Here is a 21545-nt window from a genome sequence, read left to right as displayed (position 1 = left end):
AAAATGACAAAAAAATATATTTTAGCGATTGATCAAGGGACAACAAGTTCAAGAGCGATTTTATTTAATAAGCAAGGTGAAGTTATAGCTTCTGCACAACAGGAGTTTACGCAGCATTTTCCTAAGCCAGGCTGGGTAGAGCATGGCCCACAGGAAATTTGGAGCAGCGTGCTTTCGGTTATTGCTCAGGTACTTTCCTCAAAGGGTGAACTTTCCCCAAAGGATATTGCTGCTATTGGAATTACAAATCAGCGTGAAACAGCTGTTGTATGGGATAAACATACAGGAAAACCTGTATATAATGCTATTGTATGGCAATCACGACAAACAGCTGACATTTGCGAGGAGTTAAAAGAGCAGGGGTATAGTGAACTTGTTCGCAATAAAACGGGACTTTTAATTGATGCTTATTTTTCAGGTACAAAAGTAAAATGGATTTTAGATCATGTGGAAGGAGCTCGTGAAAAAGCTGAAAATGGTGATTTGTTATTTGGAACAATCGATACATGGTTGATTTGGAAGCTTTCAGGTGGAAAGTCTCATGTGACTGATTATACGAATGCGTCACGAACATTACTGTATAATATTCATGAGTTAAAATGGGATGAAGAGCTGCTGGCGATGCTTGACATACCGGCATCAATGCTTCCAGAAGTACGACCTTCTTCAGAAATATATGGATATACCATTGATTATCATTTCTTTGGTGAAAGTGTGCCGATTTCAGGTGTCGCGGGAGATCAACAGGCAGCCTTATTCGGGCAGGCTTGTTTTGAAAAGGGAATGGCTAAAAATACGTACGGTACGGGCTGCTTTATGTTAATGAATACTGGTGAGCAAGCAGTAAAGTCTGAGCATGGTCTTTTAACAACAATTGCTTGGGGAGTAGACGGTAAAGTAGAATATGCATTAGAAGGAAGTATTTTTGTAGCAGGTTCAGCAATTCAATGGCTCCGCGACGGTCTTCGAATGCTTAAGGATGCAAAAGATAGCGAACAATATGCACTGCGCGTAGAATCAACTGAAGGTGTTTATATGGTTCCTGCTTTCGTTGGATTAGGAACGCCGTATTGGGATAGTGAAGTACGTGGTGCGGTATTTGGTTTAACACGTGGCACAACGAAGGAGCATTTTATTCGCGCAACACTAGAAGCTCTTTCTTATCAAACGAAAGATGTCCTTGATGCTATGATTGCCGACTCTAACATTGATTTAAAAACACTTCGTGTGGATGGAGGTGCCGTCAAAAATAATTTCCTCGTTCAATTCCAAAGCGATCTTCTGGGCGTACCGGTCGAACGTCCTGTAATCAATGAAACAACAGCATTAGGTGCCGCTTATTTAGCAGGTCTGGCAGTTGGCTTTTGGAAGAACAAAGAAGAAATTGCTTCCCAATGGAAAGTCGAGGCCGCTTTCGAAGCGAATATGGATGAAGAAAAACGCGAAAAACTGTACAGCGGATGGCAAAAAGCTGTACAGGCTGCCATTGCTTTTAAATAAAATGATTTTATTTTTAGAAAAACTATGTTATAATTAAATTAAGTTAATAACTGGTCGGAGAATAGGAGAGGACCATAACACACATAGCTAGCAGTATAGCGTTTGTGTTGTTATGGTCCTCTTTTTGTTTTCCAATTATAAGAAGGAGTGTAAAATGATGGCGAAACCATTTTCAGGATTACAACGTTCTGTAACGATAAATAATATGGCATCAGAAGATTTAGACTTACTTGTCATTGGCGGGGGAATTACAGGCGCTGGTATTTTACTTGATGCCGCTGTGCGCGGTATGAATGCAGGCTTAATTGAAATGCAGGATTTTGCGGCTGGAACGTCAAGTCGTTCAACGAAATTAGTACACGGTGGTTTGCGTTATTTAAAGCAGCTTGAAGTAAAGTTAGTTGCTGAAGTTGGAAAAGAACGGGCGATTGTTTATGAAAATGCCCCCCATGTGACAACACCTGAGTGGATGATGCTTCCGCTTATTCAAGGCGGTACGTTTGGTAAGTTTTCAACGAGTCTTGGTTTATATGTATATGATGTTCTTGCTGGTGTGAAAAGACATGAGCGCCGTCAAATGTTAGGGCGTACTGAAACACTTAAACGAGAACCATTATTAAGAAAAGATGGTTTAAAATCAAGCGGTTATTACGTAGAGTATCGTACAGATGATGCACGTTTAACTCTTGAAATTATTAAAGAAGCAGTAGCACGAGGTGCAAAGGCAGTCAACTACGTAAAAGCGGAAGAACTTCTTTACGAAAATGGGAAACTTGTTGGAGTAAGGGCTGTTGATCAGCTAACAGGGGAATCACGTGACATTCGCGCTAAGAAAATCGTAAATGCTGCTGGTCCTTGGGTTGATGAGATTCGTGAAAAAGATCAATCTAAAAAAGGCAAACATCTCCGTCTGACAAAAGGCGTACACTTAGTCATTGACCAAAGTCGTTTCCCTTTGAAAAATGCTGTCTACTTTGATACACCAAACGGTGATAAACGGATGGTGTTTGCAATTCCACGCGACGGAAAAACGTATGTTGGAACAACGGATACAAATTATACGAAAAACCCGGTTCATCCAAGAATGACAGTTGAAGATCGTGACTATATTTTAAGTGCGGTTAATTATATGTTCCCGGAAGTGAATCTTAAACCTGAAGATGTAGAATCAAGTTGGGCAGGGCTTCGTCCATTAATTCATGAAGAAGGAAAAGATCCGTCAGAAATTTCTCGTAAAGATGAAATTTTCCTTTCTGATTCAGGACTCATTACAATTGCTGGTGGTAAATTGACGGGATATCGTAAAATGGCGGAACGTACTGTTGACCTTGCAGCAGCACAGTTAAAAGATGAAGGGAAAGGTAGCTATTCAGGCTGTTCAACAGAAAAAATTAAGCTTTCAGGTGGCGATGTTGGTGGTTCTGCTAAGTTTGAAAGTTTCTTTAAAGAAAAAGTGCGTGAAGGGATAACGCTTGGTTTAGCGCAAGAGGAAGCACAAAAGCTTGTTCAGCGCTATGGTTCGAATAGTAGCCGCGTGTATGAAATAATTCGTACTGTAGGCGAAGAGGCTAAATTTCATAACTTATCTTTAGAAGTGTTTGTTTCATTAGTGTACGGAATCGAGGAAGAAATGGTGGCAGCACCAATCGATTTCTTTAACCGTCGTACAAGCGCATTATACTTTGATATTAACTGGGTTCGTAAATGGAAAGACCCTGTTATTGACTATATGGCACAGCGTTTTAACTGGAAAGAAGAAGAGAAGAGTGCACATATGGAAAAGCTTAACCAATACGTTCACGATGCTTCAACAGCTATACCAACAGAATAAATGGAAATGCCAGCATTCAATTGAATGCTGGCATTAAATTGTTTAAAGTAAATACTAGAAGGAATTTTAAAACTTATCACGAAAACAAATTAAGCAGAAAAAATACATATCAGATATTGGGAGGAAGTTATGAGCTGGAAAACAACATATGAAAAATGGGCTAATGCAGAAAATCTTGACCTTGAAATGAAAGAAATTCTAGAGAAAATAAAAAATGACGATCAAGCATTAGAAGAATGCTTTTATAAAGATCTTGAATTTGGAACAGGCGGTATGCGCGGGGAGATTGGTGCAGGAACAAACCGTATGAATGTGTATACGATTCGAAAAGCATCAGAAGGATTAGCGCGTTATATTGAAGAACAGGGTGAAGAGGCGAAAGTACGCGGTGTTGTAATTGCCTATGATTCTCGTCATAAATCACCTGAATTTGCGATGGAAGCAGCAAAAACACTTGGGGCACATGGAATTCAAACATATGTATTTGATGAACTGCGCCCAACACCTGAATTATCGTTTGCAGTTCGTTATTTAAATGCTTATGGCGGAATTGTTATTACAGCAAGCCATAATCCACCTGAATATAACGGTTTTAAAGTATATGGTCCAGATGGTGGACAAGTTCCGCCAAAGCCAGCTGCAGAAATTATTGCAAAAGTAAATGAAGTTGAAAATGAACTTGAAATTGAAGTTGCGAATGAGGAAGAGTTAAAACAATCAGGTCTTCTTCAAATGATTGGTGAAAAAGTGGATCAAGCTTATATTCGTCAATTAGAAACTATTTCAGTTAATCCAGACATTATTAAAGAAATGGCTAATGATTTGAAAATTGTTTTTACACCACTTCATGGAACAGCAAATAAACCTGTTCGTGAAGGATTAAAAGCATTAGGCTTCAATAATGTCACGGTTGTAAAAGAACAAGAACTTCCAGATCCTAATTTCTCTACGGTTAAATCACCAAACCCTGAAGAACATGCTGCATTTGAATTAGCCATTCGTGAAGGGAAAAAAATTGATGCTGATCTTCTTATTGCAACAGATCCGGATGCAGACCGTGTTGGTGTAGCTGTAAAAAATCCTGAAGGTGAATATGTTGTATTAACAGGAAATCAAACTGGGGCTTTAATGCTTCACTATCTTCTTTCAGAAAAGAAAGCAAAAGGCACTCTTCCTGAAAATGGTGTAGTCCTTAAAACAATCGTAACATCTGAAATTGGGCGTGCAGTTGCTGAAAGCTATAACCTTACAACAGTGGATACGTTAACAGGTTTTAAATTTATTGGTGAGAAAATTAAAGAATATGAAGAAAGCGGCAAACACTCTTTCTTATTCGGTTATGAAGAAAGTTACGGTTACTTAATTGGTGATTTTGCACGTGATAAAGATGCAGTTCAAGCTTGCTTAATGGCAGCAGAAATAGGAGCATATTATAAGGCTAAAGGAAAAACATTGTATGAAGCATTAATCGATGTATTTGCTGAATACGGTTATTATCAAGAAGGTCTTGAATCTTTAACACTAAAAGGCAAACAAGGTGCAGAACAAATTGTATCTATTATGGCAAACTTCCGAGATAATCCTCCTCAAGAAATTGCAGGTTATAAGGTTGCTGTCATTGAAGATTATAACCAAGGTAAACGTACTTATCTTGGTAAAGGCGAAACAGAAAATATTACCCTTCCATCCTCAAACGTATTAAAGTATAAATTAGAAAATGGTGTATGGTTCTGTCTGCGTCCATCTGGAACCGAGCCAAAAATTAAATTTTACTTCGGTGTAAACGAAAGCAGCCTTGAAAAAAGCCAAGTATTATTACAGGACATTAAACAAGATGTAATGGCAAAAGTTGATGAGCTTTTATTAAAGCTTGCATAATAAAAAAATCAGGACTGAAATTTTCAGTCCTGATTTTTTTATGGAAGTCTAGAAATCATATAAGAGCCTCTATCAGTTTTGAAATAAAAACGCAGTCCATCATAATGGTAGTCATACAGTTCATTAATGGGAATATCATAGGAAGCAGTTGGAAGAGTTGTTAAAGTATTATCTGTAACAATTTCGCCATTTCCTTGAAAATGAATCGTGAATTCTGATTGATATCCTTCACCGTCTGTTCGTTCATGATGGGAATAAGAAATATCACTTAACTGTAAAATTGTTTGATCATAATCATCGCGTTCTGTTTTGGAAATAGCGATATGATTACCGTTCCAGTAGTCCATTAGCGCTTTAAATTCTTGAAGGTTAATTTTATCCCCCATACGATCACCTCAATCATAGCATTCCAATTTTGTGTGAAATTAATCTGTATTTTCATAAGATTTCTTACTGTTATTTTAAGTAGGTTGTCTTCCATTTATCATGAATTTAAATCCTTGTCATAAAATGAGAAAAAGGGGAATCATAAGGAGGAATATTAGATGACCGATAATAATACGCTCGACCGAGCAATTGATGAAATTACAGAAATTGCGACTGGTTTTGGACTGGATTTTTACCCAATGCGCTACGAAATTTGCCCTGCTGATATTATTTATACATTTGGTGCTTATGGTATGCCGACACGTTTTTCTCATTGGAGTTTTGGAAAACAATTTCATAAAATGAAACTGCATTATGATTTAGGATTAAGTAAAATTTATGAACTTGTCATTAACTCTAACCCTTGTTATGCCTTTTTATTGGATACAAATACATTAATTCAAAATAAGTTAATTGTGGCGCATGTATTAGCTCACTGCGACTTCTTTAAAAATAATGTTCGTTTTTCAAATACACGCCGAGATATGGTGGAAAGTATGACAGCAACAGCTGAGCGAATTGCCCATTATGAAATGGTTTATGGGAAAGCCGAAGTAGAACAATTTCTTGATGCGGTGCTGTCCATTCAAGAGCATATCGACCCCTCTATTATGCGGCCAAAACTTGCATATGATTTAGAAGAAGTAGTAGAAGAACCATTGAAAAAAGAGCCAACTCCATACGATGATTTATGGAAAATTGATGCTCCAGAAGAAGAAAAAACAATGCTGCTTCCAAAAAAGAAAAAGAAATTCCCACCTCATCCAGAGAAAGACCTTTTATTATTTATTCTTCAATATAGTCGTGAACTTGAAGATTGGCAGCGCGATATTATGACAATGATGCGTGAAGAAATGCAGTATTTTTGGCCGCAGCTTGAAACAAAAATTATGAATGAAGGTTGGGCAAGTTATTGGCATGCGAGAATTTTGCGGGAAATGGACTTAACGTCCGATGAAGTGATTGAGTTTGCAACATTAAATGCAGGGGTTGTGCAGCCCTCAAGAACATCCATTAATCCCTATTACTTAGGAATAAAGGTCTTTGAAGATATCGAAGAACGATACAATAATCCTACTGAAGAAATGAGAAGACAGGGAATTAAACCTGGATCAGGTCGAGATAAAATGTTTGAAGTTCGTGAAATTGAATCGGATATTTCGTTTATTAGAAATTATTTAACAAAAGATCTTGTAAAACGTGAAGATATGTACTTGTTTCAAAAGCAAGGGAAAGACTATCGCATTACTGATAAAGAATGGGAAAACGTGCGGGATCAACTTGTCTCTATGCGTGTCAACGGAGGTTTTCCATATATTACTGTAGAAAATGGTGATTACTTAAGAAATGGTGAATTGTATTTAAAACATGGTTTTGAAGGAATTGAGCTTGATCTTCATTATTTAGAACATGTGATGCCGTATATTTATCAAATTTGGGGGCGTGCGGTTCATATGGAAACCTTTATCGAGGGTAAAAATGTTTTATATTCTTATGATGGTAAAAAAGTACATCGGAGATATTTATAAAACCACCAATTTTAGGTGGTTTTATCTTTTCTATGGCATGTAGAACGTTTAAGAGTCATTAAGGAACATGTAGGTAAGTGGGGGAGGTTCATTACTTCCATTGCTTGAAATAGGAAAGTATGAATAAAGTTATCCATGCTCTGCATATGAATGTTTAGGGAACAATATTTAGTATATAAGTACATTGTTTCCGAAAATATATTTATAGAAGGGATAAAATGGGTATAAATCTTATTAAAATTTCTGTTGTTTACTTTTTAATTGGTGTTTCAATGGGAATGTTTATGTCTATGTCGCATCAGTTTAATTTAACACCTGTACATGTTCACATTAATTTACTAGGTTGGACTTCATTAACATTAGCAGGACTTCTTTATCACTTCTTTCCGAAGGCTGGAGAAAGCATGCTGGAGAAAATTCACTTCTGGCTTCATAATATTGGACTACCAATTATGATGATTGGATTAAGCTTTGTTGTTTATGGAAAACTTAGCTTTGAGCCAATTATAGCAGTGGGTGGAACAATTACATGGCTTAGTATTTTATTATTTGTAATTAATATTATTAAAAATGTACAAAGAGACACTTCGATTGATCAGAATATTCAAAACGATAAAGGGACTTCAATTTAAATCGGGTATTTATGTTTTATATTTAACTATGCTTTCTATTTGGAATTTATAGTAAAATAATTAAATGATAAAAAGCGCTTCCCAATAAATTGAGAGGCGTTTTTGTATTTCTATTTTTTTAGAGTGATTTTAGGATGTTCTATTCCTTTTTCTGTAAGTCTATATCCTAAATAGGAATGGGGAGATATATAAAGAATTTAAGAGTAAATGAGAGAAAAATTATTATGTTATACGCTTACATAATGGGTTTTGCATATAGAAAAAACTAGGAAATGCGTGTATAATCCGTTTTGTTAAGAACGGCTCGGCTTTCATGAGAGTTGAAAGTCATATAATTAAATAGAAAGAGGTGCTTGTTTGAACACAGCAAATTTAAAGGCAGAATGGTTCTCAAATATTCGCGGAGACATTCTAGCAGGTATTGTTGTTGCGTTGGCATTAATTCCTGAGGCAATTGCATTTTCAATCATTGCAGGAGTAGACCCAATGATTGGCTTATATGCATCGTTTTGTATTGCAGTTACAATTGCTTTTGTTGGTGGACGTCCTGGGATGATTTCTGCTGCAACCGGAGCCACTGCTTTATTAATGGTTACATTAGTGGCAGAACACGGGCTGCAATATTTGTTAGCGGCAACGATCTTAACTGGAGTGCTGCAAATTATTATGGGTGTTCTTAAGCTTGGGCGTTTGATGAAATTTGTTCCTCGTTCCGTTATGACAGGTTTTGTAAATGCTTTAGCTATTTTAATTTTTATGTCGCAGCTTCCTCACTTTGTTGGAGAATCATATGTAATGTATGCTCTAGTAGCAGGTTCATTAGCGATTATTTATATTTTACCGCGTTTTACTAAAGCAGTTCCATCACCGCTTGTAGCCATTATTGTAATTTCAATAATAGCAGTGACGGCTGGATTTGATGTTCGTACTGTAGGGGATATGGGTGAATTGACACAAAAATTACCAATTTTCTTACTGCCAGACATTCCATTAAATTTTGAAACATTACAAATTATTTTTCCATATTCATTAGCAATTGCGCTTGTAGGATTACTAGAATCCCTTCTTACTGCGGCAATTGTTGACGATATGACGGATACAGAGAGTGATAAAAACAAAGAAGCAAGAGGACAAGGTATGGCAAATATTGTTTCTGGTTTCTTTGGAGGTATGGCAGGTTGTGCGATGATTGGACAATCTGTTATTAATGTAAAATCGGGTGGTAGAGGCCGTCTTTCTACACTTATTGCTGGTGTATTTTTAATGGTATTAATTATTTTGTTAAATGATCTTCTTGTACAAATTCCTATGGCTGCATTAGTAGGTGTTATGATTATGGTTTCAATTGGTACGTTTGATTGGTCATCCATTACAAATCTTCATAAAATGCCAAAAACGGATGCGGTTGTAATGGTTGTGACAGTTGTGACAGTTGTTATGACACATGATTTATCAAAGGGTGTATTTGCTGGGGTTATTTTAAGTGCTGTATTTTTTGCGGCCCAAGTTTCCAAAGTAAAAGTAACAAGTATAACTTCGAAACAGTCAAATAAGAAAGTATATCATGTGTCAGGTCAGATCTTTTTTGCATCTGTTACTGATTTTGTGAATTCTTTTAATTTCAAGGATAATGTCAAAGAAGTAGACATTGATTTAACCAATGCTCATTTATGGGATGACTCAGCAGTTGGTGCAATCGATAAAATCGTTATTAAATATCATCAAAATGGAACAAAAGTTCATTTAGTTGGTTTAAATGAAGAAAGCACAAGGTTAATTAATAATCGTGCTGTTCATAATAAGCCTGGTGGGCTGGACAGCGCTGTAGGCCATTAATAAAAACTGCTGCACTTCTTTGTGCAGCAGTTTTTATTATGAAAAGTTTTTTAATAAGTCGACGATGAAATGGACTTTCTATTTTCTTCTGTTATTATTATAAATTAAGTATAATTAAAGGGAATTGGTGTATATTATATGAGTCTAAGTCAGAAGCAGCTTTTATATACCAAACTTAAAAAGTGTAAAGAGCAGCAACATTTAAAAAGTTTTTTAGGAGAGAGCATTGACTATTTTTTGAAATCCGATAATATAAGTGATGCTGATGTAAATAGTTAAGGGTGTGAAATACACATGCTGCAAAAAGTGAAAGAGCGTTCAAGACAATTAACATCTGTTCAGTTAATTGTTTTATTTTATTTAACAGCGATTATTATTGCAACAACTTTATTAAGCTTGCCTGCAGCCCATAAACCGGGTGTTGAGTGGCATTTTATTGATGGATTATTTACCGCAGTAAGTGCGATTAGTGTAACTGGTTTAAGTGTATTTTCGGTTGCGGATACGTTTAGTGTAATAGGCGTTTTTTTGTTAGCTTTCGTTTTGCAAATTGGCGGAATAGGGATTATGGCACTTGGTACATTTATATGGGTTATATTAGGGAAAAGAATTGGGTTAAAAGAACGTCAGCTTATTATGACGGATCACAATCGGACAACTTTATCAGGGCTTGTTAATTTAATGCTGCAAATATTTCGCTTAATTCTTGCGATTGAAGCATTTGGTGCGTTTGTGTTAGGAACTTATTTTACAAAGTATTTTGATACATGGCAGGAAGCTTACCTACAAGGTTTTTTTGCTTCAGTAAGTGCTACGACAAATGCTGGATTCGATATTACAGGTGCTTCCCTTGTTCCGTTTGCCAATGATTATTTTGTTCAATTTATTATAATGATTTTAATTGTATTAGGTTCCATTGGCTTTCCTGTATTAATTGAATTAAAAGAGTTTTTAACCCATTCAGGATCAGAGATACCATATCGTTTCTCATTATTTACAAAGTTAACCTCAATGACATTTCTTGTTTTAACGGTTTTGGGAGTTGTTGTTATTTTATTATTAGAGTTTTCATTCTTTTTCCAAGATAAAGCGTGGCATGAAACCTTTTTTTATGCGCTATTTCAGTCAATCACAACTAAAAGTGGTGGCTTATCAACAGTAGATGTTAATGAATTTACTTCAGCAACACAATTATTTTTAAGTGGGATGATGTTTATTGGTGCATCCCCAAGTGGCGTGGGAGGCGGCATTCGAACAACTACTTTTGCGATTGTAGTATTAACGATCTTCTTTTTTGCGAAAGGAAATAGTGCCGTTAAAATTTTTGGGAGAGAAATTCATGAAGCTGATATTATGAAAGCTTTTGTTGTCACAAGTGTGGCTATTCTTCTTTGTGGTACTTCAGTAATTATTCTTTCTGTTACTGAAACTGCATCGCTTATTGCCATTATATTTGAAGTTAGTTCGGCTTTTGGTACAACGGGATTATCAATGGGAATTACACCAACTTTAAGTGCGCCGGGTAAAATTGTCATTATGATTTTAATGTTTATTGGAAGAATTGGACTGCTGTCTTTTCTATTTATTATTCGCGGAAATACTTCAGCAGATAAATATCATTATCCGAAAGAGCGGGTTATTATTGGCTAACAAACGAAGGAAGTTTTCCTTCGTTTTTTTATGCTAATAATTGGCAATAAAAGTTATACATAAGCAAGCGTTTTTTTCACACACTATGTTTACAAAGGAGGTGAAGAACATGCCAAACAACAACAGCTCAAATCAATTAGTAGTACCTGGTGCACAACAAGCACTTGATCAAATGAAGTATGAAATTGCACAAGAATTTGGGGTGCAGCTTGGTCCAGATTCAACAGCTCGCGCTAACGGTTCTGTTGGTGGAGAAATTACAAAACGTCTTGTCCAAATGGCGGAACAGCAATTTGGAGGTTACCAACAATAATTGCATAACATGGCTGTGAAGAGGTGGACATGCTTCCGCCTCTTCTTTATACGTTAAGGATTGACAGTCAAATTATTTTTTATTCCATGTAAAAATAAAAGAGAGGCAGAAATGTATGTATTCTCTATGTCCATTATGTAATCAGTTTGAAAGCACAATGATAACTTGTCCGACTTGTCTTCATAATATGTATGATTTAGGAAGAGTAAGCGACTATTTTGATGATTATAGTCCTTATGAAGATATTGATGGTTTAAAAAAAGTGGATGGCTATTCAGCAGACTTAGAAGAACACAAATGTCCTCATTATTTTTCTTGTCCAATTTGTCATAAAAGTGAAGTGTTTTTAATTGATGAATGGTTGACACAATAAAAAGCAAAAAGAACAGCTCTACATAGCTGTCTCTTTGCTTTTTATTGTGTTCTTATTTAATGCGAAGTTCAGTTTCTTTATCAAAGAAGTGACACTTATTCATATCGAAAGCTAAAGTAATATTGTCACCGTTATGAATATCAGAACGAGAGTCAATACGCGCTACGAAATCTTGCTCTGCAAGTTTTGAGTATAGATAAATTTCAGCCCCCATTAATTCAGCAACTTCAATTTTAGTTGTAATTTTTGCCTCTGGATTTGAATCAATAAACACAGGCTCATCATGAATATCCTCCGGACGAACACCAAGAATAATTTCCTTATTTAAATAACCTTGTTCACGAAGCATTTTCATTTTTCCTTCAGGAACTTTAATTGAAGTATTGCCAACTTTAAAGAATCCATCGTTAAGAACCCCGTTGAAGAAGTTCATTGCTGGAGAACCGATAAACCCGCCAACGAATACGTTATCTGGTGTGTCATATACTTCTTTTGGTGTACCAACTTGTTGGATAACGCCGTCTTTCATAATAACAATACGTGTTGCCATTGTCATTGCTTCTGTTTGGTCGTGTGTTACGTAAATTGTTGTCGTTTGAAGACGTTGGTGTAATTTTGAGATTTCAGCACGCATTTGAACACGAAGTTTTGCATCAAGGTTTGATAACGGCTCGTCCATTAAGAATACTTTAGGATTACGAACGATTGCACGTCCTAATGCAACACGCTGGCGCTGACCACCAGACATTGCTTTTGGTTTACGATCAAGGAAGTTTTCAAGTCCTAAAATACGAGCTGCTTCTTTAACACGCTTATCAATTTCCTCTTTACTGAACTTACGAAGTTTTAATCCAAATGCCATATTGTCATAAACATTCATATGTGGATAAAGGGCATAGTTTTGGAATACCATTGCAATGTCACGATCTTTTGGTGCTACATCATTTACGCGGCGGTCGCCGATGAAAAGGTCGCCTTCTGAAATTTCCTCAAGGCCTGCAATCATACGAAGTGTCGTTGATTTACCACAACCAGATGGACCTACGAATACAATAAATTCTTTATCTTGAATATCAAGATTGAAATCTGTTACTGCTGTTACTTTATTGTCATAACGCTTATAAATGTGATTTAAATTAATCGATGCCATTTTAAAATTCCTCCTGTGAAAACGTTTTATTTGTATTAAGTGTATCTTGTGAATGCGTTTTCGACAATTGGAAGCGTGCACAAATATTTTTGTCATTTTTGTGCACTTTTTATAAAAATCTGTCTAGAATAAGGCATATTATTTGTTTTTTGTGCATACTGTCCATTAATTTTGTACATTTTGCATTAATAATGTTAAATAAACGGTTACACCACCAGAAAAGGTTCGCACATCAATACCTGTTCTTTCAATGAATTTATCAACCCGATATTGAAGACTATTACGATGAATAAATACTTTTTTTGCAGCCATGGAAACATTTTGGTTGCATTCTAAATAAACTTGGATGCTTTCAAGAAGTTCTTTATCATCTAGGACATTTTTTAAATAGTCATGAACTAATTGGTCTCGTTCATTATTCTCTAGTTTTTGAAATAGAATATAAGGAAGTACTTCTGTATGTTGATGTACAATGTTTTTTGGGCGAAATGTCTTAGCTATTCCAAAAAAGTTTTGTTCTTGTTTAAATTGATTTTGTATTTCATGAAGGTGATTAGGATTACTTACACTAGATCCTATGTAAAACGAAACTTTAATTAAAAAGTCACTCATCAATGCTTCAGCTGTATGGTATATGTTTTCAACATCTTCAATACCTTCATGTTCAATAATAATACCTTGATTTGTATTTTCCCACACAATTGTTACTTTTGAAGAGAAAAGAGCAGCAAGTGCTTCAGTAAAACTATCTGCTTCTTCTAATCCATTTACAGTAAAATGAATAAACCGGATTTTATGAGGAAGTGAAAACTGGGATGAGACTTGGTTATTAAATAAAAGGTCATGCCATTGTTTTTCTAATTTTGTTTTCGGAAGCGGCGAGTTTGAATGAAACGGAAACAAGTTTCGTAATAAGTTTATCTCTTCGGTTGAAAGAAATTCTTTTTGAATGCCAAACCACTGTCCCTCTTCTGTCTGAAACCATTCGTATTGCTCAGGAAATTCTATATTACGATTGGAAATAAAATATGTGCCGTAGTGCTTCTTTAATTGGTTGATCATACAAACTATCTGCTCCTTCTTACCTTTTTCTTACTATTATAACAATAATATTATCCGAAATGACACCATTGAAAAACCTCAGCTAATATAGCTGAGGGAGTGAATAATTAGCAATCTCCTTCTTCACATTTTTTAGGAGGTTCTTCTTCATAAAAATCAACAGCCTGGTCAATTTGAGGATGGTCGTAATGTAAATTTACTGTTCCACCGGCCATTCCTTCATTAATCATACGATCAATATCCATATAAGCTTTGTCTCGTCCTTCATAAAGAGAATCAGTTTTTCGTTCATTCATTTTTATTATCTCCTTTTTATGTTTCTGTTATAGAGGATTGAAGGCAGCGCAATCCTTGTTTTTAATATGAGCCTCTTTTATTGAATTATGCTGAACAATGAAACAAGTTACGTTTTCGGTAAATGAAAAGAAAAGCACATTCTAAGTATTTCGTGAATGTGCTTTAATTATTGAAAACCGCTTTCGTGAAAGAAGATGTTAATTAAGTTGTTCATTCGTTTTGCTTGAATATTCTTTTCATCAAACGACATCGGTTTTGCATTTATTTCAAAAATCGAGTAATTACCTTCTTTATCACGACCAATATCCATGGAAAATTCTTTTACGTTATCATAGTTTTTCTCAAGAATTGCGGCAGAGTTTTTTATAAGCATGTGAACGATGTGAAAGTTAATCGGCGGTTTAACGGCATTTAGTGGGAACACTGTACCACCTTTTGGGACATGTGTTGTAATGCCCTTTTCTTTTGCCATGCGAATGCCAATACCAGTAATTATCCAATTTAAATTAATTTTCTGAGCAAGTACTCTAAAGTCAAAAATACAGTTGTTATAGGTTTGTAACCTGACAGATTTTTGCAAGATATAAGGTTCTTTTTGTAAGTAAGGGTTTAATATATTCCAACAGGATTGAAAGGGAAGGGCGTCACTTTTGAATTGGTGGGATTGAAGAGTGTAATGATTATTCTTCTTTTTTAAAGTGAATATGCCATTCCCTTTATTTCCATATACTGGCTTTATATAAATATGTCGATGCTTTTCTACAAAAGCTGCAGCTTGCTGCTTTGTTTGAAAAAGAATTGTTTCAGGAAGAAAGGGATGTAAGGTCGTTTCTTTCTGTAATAGTTGAGTAATCTCCCACTTGTTAAAAAAGCTCGGGTTAAAGTAAGGGATTTTTTCTGTCTGCAATTTTTTAAAGGCTTCTTTTGTAGAAGGTTTATTTTCAATTGCAGGAGATGAAATACGATTATAAACCATATTTGGATAAGGGAAAATAGCTTCCACCCATTTTTTATCCACATACATCCAACCAATTATGCTATTTTTCTTCATTCGTTCAGAGGTGAAAACAAAAGAAAGGCCGCCCTTAGCAAGCATTTTTATTTGGATGGATTGAAAATAGTCTAAATTTCCCCCAAACGGCCTTTTAGAATGAGTGTTTGTTAAGATACCAACTAGAGGTCCTATTTTACCAGCTTGCTCAATCATGGAAAAACGAATACAGTTAGAGTGAGAAGGGGGAAATGGTAAAGGAACTTGATGGTATCCCCATGTTAATTGTTTTTTTCCGCGATAGTAAAAGGATTTAGTAGGCAAGTGGTAATCTAACTGAATCATGCAAGCACAATTCCTGGTTTTAATAATGAAAGCTGTGATAAATAGAGTGCATATTCAAATGGAAGAGTGCGGGAACGAATTTCCTCGCTTTTTAAATCAGGATGTGCAAAAATGCTCCTTCCTGGCTTTGAATTTGCTTCAAACAGCCAAACCTGCCCTTTTTTATCAATCCCTAAGTCAAAGCCAATTTCACCAATAAGTCCGTCAACTCTGTTATCAATGGAATGACTTAAAGCTAAAGCTGCAGCATTTAAGTGTTGGAAATAGTCTTTTGACTCTTTCATTTCTTGCAAAATTTCAGGCATTGATTTAATAACTCCACCATTATTAATATGCGTTGTAACGCTGCCGGGACCAGCTATTTTTGCTCCTATGGCACTAACGCTCCATTCTCCCTTTCCGTTTTTATTCGTATGAACTCTAAAGTCAACAGGACGATTATTAAGCTGTATTAACTGAATTCCCTGTTGGACAAGGATATGATCTAGGCTTCCATTCGGAAATTGTTGTTGAATGAGCTGTTTTAATGTTTTAAAACGCCGTAATTTATTTTGATTTCCTTGTCGAAAACGGCAATAGTAATACTCATCTGTTTTTAATTTAATAATTTGCTGAACGCCAATACCAAGACTGCCGTTTGCAGGTTTTACGTAAACTTGTTGATATTCCGTAAGCATTGTTTTTATTTCATCAAGTGTAGGGGCTAGACGAGTTTGGGGTAAGTAATGTTTTACAGTTTGATCTTGTTCCAAGTGTGTATGAATGTTCCATTTATCAAAAAAGTTTGGATTAAACCATGGAATAAGATATTCTTTACTAAGTTTTTCTTTACTTTCAATAATTTGATCGGCCTTTTCAGATTTTCGATTAGGAAGACGATCATAAATAACATTCGGTAAAGGAATGGTGCATTTTTTCCACCCTTTTTCTGTATAAAAAAATCCTTTTGTCACACCTTGTTTCCAATCAATGTGATGAGCGCCAAAAATACAAAAATAGCCCCCAAGTTTTTTTGCTGCCGAGAGATATTGAGAAAACATGATGGAACGGTTCCCAATTGGGCGATGCAAATTATCGGTAAATCCTGCTGAAAAAATGCCGACAAGAGGACCGAGGTAAAGGGCCTTATCCTTTTCAAAAACGTGAATAGCAGTTTCGAAAGGAATCGAGAGGACCTGCCATAGATCTTCGGATAACTGCCATTCTATTTTATTATCAGGATGAGGAACAACTTGACATAGGACAGTTTTTGACCCAAACGAAATTTGGTTAGGAAACTCCCCTTTTTTTACCCATTTTTGAAAATAAGTACTCGGCACATAAAGCGTATTTTTTTGGTCTATCCCCTTTTTAAAGGGAATCGGTCTTTCAATACTCATTCTTATCAACTCCTTAACTTCCATAAATAGCGGCAATAAGCTAATGGTGCACGATATATGACTGGCTTTATTTTAAGGTTTGTTTGCAGGACAACTTGATGACCGGGCTTTGAATTTACTTCTAACAGCCAAACATGACCTTGCTCATCAACACCAATGTCAATACCAACTTCAAATAATGGACCAAATTTTTTTTCAAGAAGTGATGGTACGAATGTTTTAATGTTTTCTATTTGTTGATGCACTTTTGCTTGTTTCCAAAAAGGCAATGAATAAAACCAGTGCTCAAATTTGTGAATGATGCCTCCATTATGAATATTTGAAATAAGGCTTCCTTTTTTTCCAACCCGTAAGCCGCGCCCGCGCTCAACCCATTGTCCGTTTTCATTCTTTTGTATTAAAATTCGAATATCGAATGGTTGTTGCTTTTCGTTGAGAAGTGATAAAAAATCTTGTGCAATATACTTTGTTTTAGAAAGACGTTTTTTCAGCCATTCTTGGAATTCCTTAAGACTTTGAAAAGTATGTGTTTGAATACAGCCGTTTATATGGGTTTGGCATACGGGAATGCGATCTTTATACCAAAAGAAAAAAATTCCTTTTCCTTGAGAGCCGCTTTCTGGCTTTAACACGATTTTATGCTTTAGATTTAACAAATTGACAACTTCTTTAGGATTTTTAATACGAACAGTTAGAGGAAGCATGTAAGAAATAAATGGACTCTTCTTTAAGGATTGGTAAACAGCCCACTTGTTTGGAAGACCGTGACCGAGAAAAACAGCCTCGTTTTTAAGCCATTGTACAATAGGGTAATTTCGTTTATATAAATGGCGCGTCGAATAAAAGCAGCGGTCATAAATAAAAGTTGGAATAGGAAATCGTTCATTTATCCATGTTTGTTTCGATTGGTCATAACGCTTTCCTGTAATTATTTTTTCTTTTAAATCAATTGCTTCAGGAAGAAAGGTATATAAGTTCATTCCATATTCATCTGCGGCATCACCCATTTCATTGAAATAGGCTTTCTCCTGATCAGAACGAAGTACGATAATTCCAAGAGAGTTTGAAGGCATACGCAACCTCCTTTATTAAGAAAACTGTGACAAAAATTTCGCAAAATTTATCACCGCTTTTGCTGATGGACGAATGGTCATTGACTGATCATCATTTGTTGTTTTAGAAGGTTTGCTGTTCACTTCTAACAGCCATGGTTGACCACTTTCATCAATTGTAAGATCAATTCCAAACTCTCCAAAACTCCCCGTCATTTCCTGATCAATACGCTTAGAAATTTCTAAGGCCAATTCGAGCAGGAGCCGTTTAATGGATTTAACTGTTTGGTCATTAAATTTTTCACTTAATACTTCATTAATTGAATAAATCTCTCCGCCTTGAGCAATGTTTGATACGAACTTTTGTTCTTGGGAAACTCGAGCAACACCAGAGGTTACTTTCCATTCACCGAGTTGATTTTTATTGCAGAGTATTCGAAAGTCAACAGGACGTTTTCTAAAGTGAAGTAAAGGAATTCCCTGCTGAAGCAAAAAATGACGTTTTTTTATGATTTGACTAAGTGCATTTTTTAAGGAATGCAAGCTTTGAAATTCATTCGGAAATTCATGTCCATTGCTTGAATAATCAACAGAATAACAGCCATTGTTTTTTTGAATCCTTAAAATCCGCTTACCAAGACTTCCGTTAATTGGCTTGGCGAATATCGAATTATATTTTTTCATCATGTTTTCAAGATCACCTATTTTTTCATAAAGAAGTGATTCTGGTAAATAAGGAGTTAATTCCTCGTACATAAGCAGTGCTTGATGAACTTCCCATTTATTTAAAAAACGATTATTAAAATAGGGAATTTCTTTCTCCTCGCAATTTTGAAAAAATGCTTGAACAGAAGAAGAAGATTCTAGCTTTCTGGAATGAATTCGATTATAAATCGCATGCGGAATAGGTAATTGAGATGCACCCCATTTATGATGCTGCCATCGATAGCCGTAAATAAACTCGTTGTTTACATGTTTTAAGGAAAATAAATAGAAGAGGATATGCTCTTTCATACAACATCTTGCCATTTCTTGATAAAATGAGGTTAAAGTACCAAATGGTTCGTCTAGATCAGTCTTCATTGTTGTAAGAACAGCGATGATAGGGCCAATCTCAAAATGATTTGTTGTATGATCAAAGGTTAGATGGAGGGCAAGTGTTTCATTAGGAAGATGAAGTTCATTTGCTAGGGTACAGCTGATCTCAACCATTTCTTTGCTTTTAGATGGTAGACAATCAATTGCTCTTTCTTGAAAGCCGCATTTTATCCTATACTCCCTAGGGCGAAGATTCCACTGCTGCCATAATTTTAATGGCAGACGGATATGATAAGGGTGTTGGAATGCTTCATCAGAAAGAGGTTGAATATGAACCTTAATTGTACTCATAACGTTCCCTCGTTTAATTTATAATGAATGATTCAATAGATTTCTTTTTTAACAGTACACTAGATAGGCAGTTGCTGATATCGTATACTATGTGAAGAACAAAGACGATGTGAAAATTTAAAGAAAAGGTTGATGGTTAGTAATGGAAATTGTTTTTACGTTTCTTATATTAATAAGTGTTGGAGCGTTAATTGGAGGAATGACAAATTCATTAGCAATTAAAATGCTGTTTCGTCCCTATAAAGCATTGTACATAGGAAAGTGGAGGGTTCCTTTTACACCCGGTTTAATTCCAAAGCGTCGAGATGAACTAGCGGTTCAGTTAGGGAAAATGGTTGTAGATCATTTGTTAACAGCAGAAGGAATTCAAAAGAAGCTTTATGATTCGACGTTTAAGAAGGAGATGGTAACACTTGCAAAAACTGAAATAGAACGTCTTTTATTTAAGGACGAGTCATTAAATGAATTTTTAAGTGGATCTTTAGGGATAAAGAATGGTCAAGCAAGACTAGAATCGCTGATAACCGCCTGGATTGAAAACCATTATGAAAAACTTAGAGAAGAGTTAAAAACAAAAAAAATTGGTGAGATTGTTCCTCGTGAGCTTCATGAAAAAATTGAGAAAGGCATTCCACTTGCTTCAGCTTATATTGCTGAAAAAGGCATTGACTATTTTGAAAGTCAAGAAGGAAAAGCGAAATTAAGGGAATTAATTGATAAATTTTTAGAAGAACGCGGGACACTAGGTAATATTATTAACATGTTTTTAGGCAATGAAAGTCTTGTAAATAAAGTGCAGCCTGAAGTCATTAAATTTTTGCGCCAGCCGGCAGCGAAGAATTTATTGGAACAGTTAATTGAAAAGGAATGGGACAAGCTTAAAGAAAAAGCCTTGTATGAGTTTGATGATAAAATCAATCATGGACGTATTCTTTCTACTATTCAGGAATTTGCATTAAAAAGAGTAGCGCTCTTTTCATTGTTTGAAAAGCCCCTTAATCAATTATTTGCTCCTTACAAAACTGTACTGTTAGATCATTGGATACCAAAAGGAGTTGATTTGGCAGGACATTATTTAGCTGAACGAATTGAGCCGCTTATGAAGCAGCTTCATCTAGCTGATGTGGTGGAAAAACAAGTGCAAGGTTTTGCGGTTGAGCGTCTTGAAGAAATGGTTCTTTCCATTTCGAGACGAGAGTTTAAGATGATTACGTATTTAGGAGCCCTTCTTGGTGGACTGATTGGTATTATCCAAGGAATTTTATTTTTATTTCTATAAAAAAAATTTAATGTTTAACCGATTTGTCTTAATGAAGTGCATTTCCTTCTATCATTTGTTATAGTGGAAAGGACTGTCGCATAAAGGGCGGCAAAAAAGTAAGAGGAGGAATGAAAGATGTCAAATTTATATGATCATGCATATGAGTTAGAAAAAGCACTTCGTAACAGTGAGGAGTTTCAAACATTGAAAAAACTTCATCAAGAGGTAGAACAAGATGAAGTAGCAAAAAAGCTATTTGCAAGCTTTCGTCAACTGCAAATTGATCTTCAGCAAAAACAAATGATGGGTCAGCAGCTGTCAGAGGAAGAAGTAGAAAAAGCCCAACAGCAGCTGCAGCTTGTTCAACAGCATGAAACAATTGGGAATTTATTAAATGCTGAACAACGTCTTAGCCAAGCTATTTCAGATATTAATAAGATTATTACAAACCCGTTAGAAGAAATTTACGGAAGCCCAGAAGAGCAGCAATAAAAAAAACGCGTTATCCTTGTTAGAGGGATAATGCGTTTTTTTATGTTTGATATGAAAGTATTAATTTTCTGTCTATCTTCAGCTCCTACCTCCTCGAGTCAAATGTTCTTACGACGTAAAGGTAAAAAGCATCTTTTCATCGTAAGAACATTCGTTTGC

19 protein-coding genes are annotated in these 21545 nt (G+C 35.6%); 11 read left to right on the top strand and 8 right to left on the bottom strand.

Translation table 11 applies throughout. The annotated features are described in order from the left end of the window. Window positions 1–3: 3 nt before the first annotated feature. From glpK to DS031_RS12070, 3 genes are all read left to right on the top strand, one after another. Window positions 4–1500, top strand: coding sequence for a glycerol kinase GlpK (glpK, locus tag DS031_RS12080; RefSeq protein ID WP_113806337.1), 1497 nt, complete (start codon window positions 4–6; stop codon window positions 1498–1500). A 154-nt stretch (window positions 1501–1654) separates the two neighbouring features. After that, window positions 1655–3331 (top strand): glycerol-3-phosphate dehydrogenase/oxidase, encoded by a 1677-nt coding sequence (locus tag DS031_RS12075; protein WP_220182086.1) that lies wholly within the window; start codon window positions 1655–1657, stop codon window positions 3329–3331. A 129-nt stretch (window positions 3332–3460) separates the two neighbouring features. Continuing rightward, a complete protein-coding gene (locus DS031_RS12070; RefSeq protein ID WP_113806335.1) occupies window positions 3461–5209 on the top strand; it encodes a phospho-sugar mutase in 1749 nt (582 codons plus the stop codon). 38 nt (window positions 5210–5247) lie between these two features. On the opposite strand, the gene ymzB is transcribed toward DS031_RS12070, so the two are convergent. After that, window positions 5248–5595: a protein YmzB gene (ymzB, locus tag DS031_RS12065; protein WP_113806334.1), complete on the bottom strand. Its 348-nt coding sequence runs from the start codon at window positions 5593–5595 to the stop codon at window positions 5248–5250. Window positions 5596–5754: 159 nt separating this feature from the next. Between ymzB and DS031_RS12060 the strand changes: the two genes are divergently transcribed. The 6 genes from DS031_RS12060 (at window position 5755) to DS031_RS12035 (ending at window position 11968) form a co-directional block, all read left to right on the top strand. Next, a complete protein-coding gene (locus DS031_RS12060) occupies window positions 5755–7164 on the top strand; it encodes a SpoVR family protein (RefSeq protein ID WP_113806333.1) in 1410 nt (469 codons plus the stop codon). A 218-nt stretch (window positions 7165–7382) separates the two neighbouring features. Next, complete coding sequence (locus tag DS031_RS12055; protein WP_113806332.1) at window positions 7383–7796, top strand: heme-copper oxidase family protein; 414 nt, start codon at window positions 7383–7385, stop codon at window positions 7794–7796. Window positions 7797–8153: 357 nt separating this feature from the next. After that, the gene (locus DS031_RS12050; RefSeq protein ID WP_113806331.1) at window positions 8154–9632 is read left to right on the top strand and encodes a SulP family inorganic anion transporter; all 1479 of its coding nucleotides are present in this window, start codon (window positions 8154–8156) and stop codon (window positions 9630–9632) included. Between the two features lie 294 nt (window positions 9633–9926). After that, a complete protein-coding gene (locus tag DS031_RS12045; RefSeq protein WP_113806330.1) occupies window positions 9927–11282 on the top strand; it encodes a TrkH family potassium uptake protein in 1356 nt (451 codons plus the stop codon). A 109-nt stretch (window positions 11283–11391) separates the two neighbouring features. Continuing rightward, window positions 11392–11595 (top strand): alpha/beta-type small acid-soluble spore protein, encoded by a 204-nt coding sequence (locus DS031_RS12040; RefSeq protein ID WP_113806329.1) that lies wholly within the window; start codon window positions 11392–11394, stop codon window positions 11593–11595. Between the two features lie 115 nt (window positions 11596–11710). Beyond that, window positions 11711–11968 carry a hypothetical protein gene (locus DS031_RS12035; protein WP_113806328.1) on the top strand — a complete coding sequence of 86 codons (258 nt, stop codon included), beginning with the start codon at window positions 11711–11713 and terminating at the stop codon, window positions 11966–11968. 52 nt (window positions 11969–12020) lie between these two features. On the opposite strand, the gene DS031_RS12030 is transcribed toward DS031_RS12035, so the two are convergent. The 7 genes from DS031_RS12030 to DS031_RS12000 all read right to left on the bottom strand — a co-directional run bounded on the left by DS031_RS12030 (window position 12021) and on the right by DS031_RS12000 (window position 19633). Further along, a complete protein-coding gene (locus tag DS031_RS12030) occupies window positions 12021–13118 on the bottom strand; it encodes an ABC transporter ATP-binding protein (protein WP_113806327.1) in 1098 nt (365 codons plus the stop codon). 165 nt (window positions 13119–13283) lie between these two features. After that, window positions 13284–14180, bottom strand: coding sequence for a PucR family transcriptional regulator (locus DS031_RS12025; RefSeq protein ID WP_113806326.1), 897 nt, complete (start codon window positions 14178–14180; stop codon window positions 13284–13286). Between the two features lie 107 nt (window positions 14181–14287). Further along, window positions 14288–14476 (bottom strand): hypothetical protein, encoded by a 189-nt coding sequence (locus tag DS031_RS12020; RefSeq protein ID WP_113806325.1) that lies wholly within the window; start codon window positions 14474–14476, stop codon window positions 14288–14290. A 167-nt stretch (window positions 14477–14643) separates the two neighbouring features. Beyond that, on the bottom strand, window positions 14644–15813 hold the full coding sequence (locus DS031_RS12015) for a YheC/YheD family endospore coat-associated protein (protein ID WP_113806324.1): 1170 nt from the start codon (window positions 15811–15813) through the stop codon (window positions 14644–14646). After that, window positions 15810–17192 carry a YheC/YheD family endospore coat-associated protein gene (locus DS031_RS12010; RefSeq protein ID WP_181833130.1) on the bottom strand — a complete coding sequence of 461 codons (1383 nt, stop codon included), beginning with the start codon at window positions 17190–17192 and terminating at the stop codon, window positions 15810–15812. Before DS031_RS12010 ends, DS031_RS12015 begins: the two co-directional genes overlap by 4 nt. Before the next feature lie 5 nt (window positions 17193–17197). Next, window positions 17198–18265, bottom strand: a complete 1068-nt coding sequence (locus DS031_RS12005; protein WP_113806322.1) for a YheC/YheD family endospore coat-associated protein — start codon at window positions 18263–18265, stop codon at window positions 17198–17200. Between the two features lie 15 nt (window positions 18266–18280). After that, window positions 18281–19633: a YheC/YheD family endospore coat-associated protein gene (locus DS031_RS12000; RefSeq protein ID WP_113806321.1), complete on the bottom strand. Its 1353-nt coding sequence runs from the start codon at window positions 19631–19633 to the stop codon at window positions 18281–18283. Between the two features lie 142 nt (window positions 19634–19775). Between DS031_RS12000 and DS031_RS11995 the strand changes: the two genes are divergently transcribed. Beyond that, on the top strand, window positions 19776–20912 hold the full coding sequence (locus tag DS031_RS11995; protein WP_113806320.1) for a DUF445 domain-containing protein: 1137 nt from the start codon (window positions 19776–19778) through the stop codon (window positions 20910–20912). A gap of 117 nt (window positions 20913–21029) precedes the next feature. After that, entirely contained in the window at window positions 21030–21386 is a 357-nt protein-coding gene (locus DS031_RS11990) for a YlbF/YmcA family competence regulator (protein ID WP_113806319.1), read from the top strand. Window positions 21387–21545: the final 159 nt, after the last annotated feature.

This window comes from Bacillus taeanensis (assembly GCF_003318295.1).
GTDB lineage: Bacteria > Bacillota > Bacilli > Bacillales > UBA6769 > Maribacillus > Maribacillus taeanensis.
This window is presented reverse-complemented; position numbering and strand designations above follow the sequence as displayed.

Excerpts from the sequence above, each read along its gene's own strand:
- DS031_RS11995 (WP_113806320.1), top strand. The coding sequence starts at position 19,776 with ATGGAAATTGTTTTTACGTTTCTTATATTAATAAGTGTTGGAGCGTTA.
- DS031_RS12005 (WP_113806322.1), bottom strand. The coding sequence starts at position 18,265 with ATGCCTTCAAACTCTCTTGGAATTATCGTACTTCGTTCTGATCAGGAG.
- DS031_RS12075 (WP_220182086.1), top strand. The coding sequence starts at position 1,655 with ATGATGGCGAAACCATTTTCAGGATTACAACGTTCTGTAACGATAAAT.
- ymzB (WP_113806334.1), bottom strand. The coding sequence starts at position 5,595 with ATGGGGGATAAAATTAACCTTCAAGAATTTAAAGCGCTAATGGACTAC.
- DS031_RS12040 (WP_113806329.1), top strand. The coding sequence starts at position 11,392 with ATGCCAAACAACAACAGCTCAAATCAATTAGTAGTACCTGGTGCACAA.
- DS031_RS12070 (WP_113806335.1), top strand. The coding sequence starts at position 3,461 with ATGAGCTGGAAAACAACATATGAAAAATGGGCTAATGCAGAAAATCTT.
- DS031_RS12035 (WP_113806328.1), top strand. The coding sequence starts at position 11,711 with ATGTATTCTCTATGTCCATTATGTAATCAGTTTGAAAGCACAATGATA.
- DS031_RS11990 (WP_113806319.1), top strand. The coding sequence starts at position 21,030 with ATGTCAAATTTATATGATCATGCATATGAGTTAGAAAAAGCACTTCGT.
- DS031_RS12015 (WP_113806324.1), bottom strand. The coding sequence starts at position 15,813 with ATGATTCAGTTAGATTACCACTTGCCTACTAAATCCTTTTACTATCGC.
- DS031_RS12045 (WP_113806330.1), top strand. The coding sequence starts at position 9,927 with ATGCTGCAAAAAGTGAAAGAGCGTTCAAGACAATTAACATCTGTTCAG.
- DS031_RS12030 (WP_113806327.1), bottom strand. The coding sequence starts at position 13,118 with ATGGCATCGATTAATTTAAATCACATTTATAAGCGTTATGACAATAAA.
- DS031_RS12010 (WP_181833130.1), bottom strand. The coding sequence starts at position 17,192 with ATGAGTATTGAAAGACCGATTCCCTTTAAAAAGGGGATAGACCAAAAA.
- DS031_RS12055 (WP_113806332.1), top strand. The coding sequence starts at position 7,383 with ATGGGTATAAATCTTATTAAAATTTCTGTTGTTTACTTTTTAATTGGT.
- DS031_RS12025 (WP_113806326.1), bottom strand. The coding sequence starts at position 14,180 with ATGATCAACCAATTAAAGAAGCACTACGGCACATATTTTATTTCCAAT.
- DS031_RS12000 (WP_113806321.1), bottom strand. The coding sequence starts at position 19,633 with ATGAGTACAATTAAGGTTCATATTCAACCTCTTTCTGATGAAGCATTC.
- glpK (WP_113806337.1), top strand. The coding sequence starts at position 4 with ATGACAAAAAAATATATTTTAGCGATTGATCAAGGGACAACAAGTTCA.
- DS031_RS12060 (WP_113806333.1), top strand. The coding sequence starts at position 5,755 with ATGACCGATAATAATACGCTCGACCGAGCAATTGATGAAATTACAGAA.
- DS031_RS12020 (WP_113806325.1), bottom strand. The coding sequence starts at position 14,476 with ATGAATGAACGAAAAACTGATTCTCTTTATGAAGGACGAGACAAAGCT.